Annotated in this window: 2 protein-coding genes; both read left to right on the forward strand. The window is 71.9% G+C overall.

Annotated elements, in window-relative coordinates:
• Positions 1–2 precede the first annotated feature (2 nt).
• The gene (locus tag GXP76_RS35340; protein ID WP_242575709.1) at positions 3–1,463 is read left to right on the forward strand and encodes a GH1 family beta-glucosidase; all 1,461 of its coding nucleotides are present in this window, start codon (positions 3–5) and stop codon (positions 1,461–1,463) included.
• Positions 1,464–1,568: 105 nt separating this feature from the next.
• Positions 1,569–1,869 (forward strand): helix-turn-helix transcriptional regulator (locus GXP76_RS35345; RefSeq protein ID WP_242575710.1); only part of this gene is annotated, 301 nt, incomplete at its 3' end.

Raw genomic sequence — 1,869 nt, forward strand, 5'->3', positions numbered from 1 at the left:
TCCTGAAAGGGACCCTCGTGGCCACATCCCCCTCCGTACGAGTCTTTCCGCCCGAGTTCCTCTGGGGCACCGCGACCGCCGCCTACCAGATCGAGGGCGCCGCACGGGAAGCCGGCCGCACCCCCTCCATCTGGGACGTCTACTCCCGCACCCCCGGCAAGGTCCGCAACGGCGACACCGGTGACATCGCGGCCGACCACTACCACCGGTGGCGCGAGGACACCGCACTCATGTCGGACCTCGGCGTCGGCGCGTACCGCTTCTCGGTCTCCTGGCCGCGCGTGCGGCCCACCGGCACCGGTCCCGTGTCCCAGGAGGGCCTGGACTTCTACCGCCGTCTCACCGACGACCTGCTCGCCAAGGGCATCGAACCCGTCGTCACCCTCTACCACTGGGACCTTCCGCAGCATCTGGAGGAGGCGGGCGGCTGGCCGGAGCGGCGCACGGCCGAACTCTTCGGCGAGTACGCGGCCCTCGTCGCCGACGCGCTCGGCGACCGCGTCAAGACCTGGACGACACTCAACGAGCCGTGGTGCAGCGCGTTCCTCGGCTACGGCTCCGGGGTCCACGCGCCCGGCCGTACCGACCCCGTCGACGCGCTGCGCGCCGCCCACCACCTCAACCTCGGCCACGGACTCGCGGTACAGGCGCTGCGCGACCGGCTCCCGGCGGACGCGCGGCTGTCCGTCACACTCAACCTCCACCACGTACGGCCCCTGACCGAGAGCGAGGCGGATCTCGACGCGGCCCGCCGGATCGACGGGCTCGCCAACCGGGTCTTCACTGGACCGATGCTGGACGGCGCGTACCCCGAGGACGTCATTGCGGACACCTCGGCGCTCACCGACTGGTCCTTCGTCCGCGACGGCGACACCGAGCTGATCAACCGCCCGCTGGACTTCCTCGGCGTCAACTACTACTCGCCGACGCTCGTCTCCCACCACGCGGGACCGCCCGCCCACCGGTCGGACGGACACGGGGTGAGCGACCACAGCCCGTGGCCGGGCGCGGACAACGTCGCCTTCCACCAGACGCCCGGCCCCCGGACCGCCATGGGCTGGACGATCGACCCGCAGGGGTTGTACGAACTGCTGATGCGGGTACGCCGGGACCACCCCGGACTGCCGGTGATGATCACCGAGAACGGCGCGGCGTTCGACGACTACGCCAATCCGGACGGCGAGGTCCACGACCCGGAGCGGATCGACTATCTGCGCGGCCATCTCGCCGCCGTGCACAGCGCCATCGAGTCGGGTGCCGACGTTCGCGGCTACTTCCTGTGGTCGCTGCTCGACAACTACGAGTGGGGCTACGGCTACAGCAGGCGCTTCGGCGCGGTGTACGTCGACTACGCCACCCAGCGGCGCACCCCCAAGGCCAGCGCCCACTGGTACGCCAAACTCACCCGCAGCGGCAGTCTGGCCGCCGTCACCACGGGGGACGCGGCGGCCGACGGACGGTAGATGTCCGCTACGCGCGCTACGATCCGGTTCATGTACCGGATCGTCATGGCCCCGCCGCACCGCACCACCGTCGACCAGGGCTGACGCGCGAAGGAGCGAGTGCCGATGCCCAAGAAGCCCGACCCCGTCGACGCCCTCCTCAAGTCGGGGCCACGCCGTACACATCTGCCCGGACCGGCGGAGCGGGCGAGGCTGCGCGGCGACTACGGCCTCACCCAGGCCGAGGTCGCCGCGGCGCTCGATGTGACGCGTGCGACGGTCGCCGGGTGGGAGTCGGGCCGCAGTGAACCGCAGGGCGCCACGCGTGCCGCGTACGCGAAGCTCCTGGAGGGCATCACGGCGCAACTGGCGCCCGCGGAGCCGGAGTCGGGGCCGCGGGCGCAGCCGGAGCCGGTGCGGACCGCGG

This window comes from Streptomyces sp. NP-1717 (genome assembly GCF_022695985.1).
GTDB lineage: Bacteria > Actinomycetota > Actinomycetes > Streptomycetales > Streptomycetaceae > Streptomyces.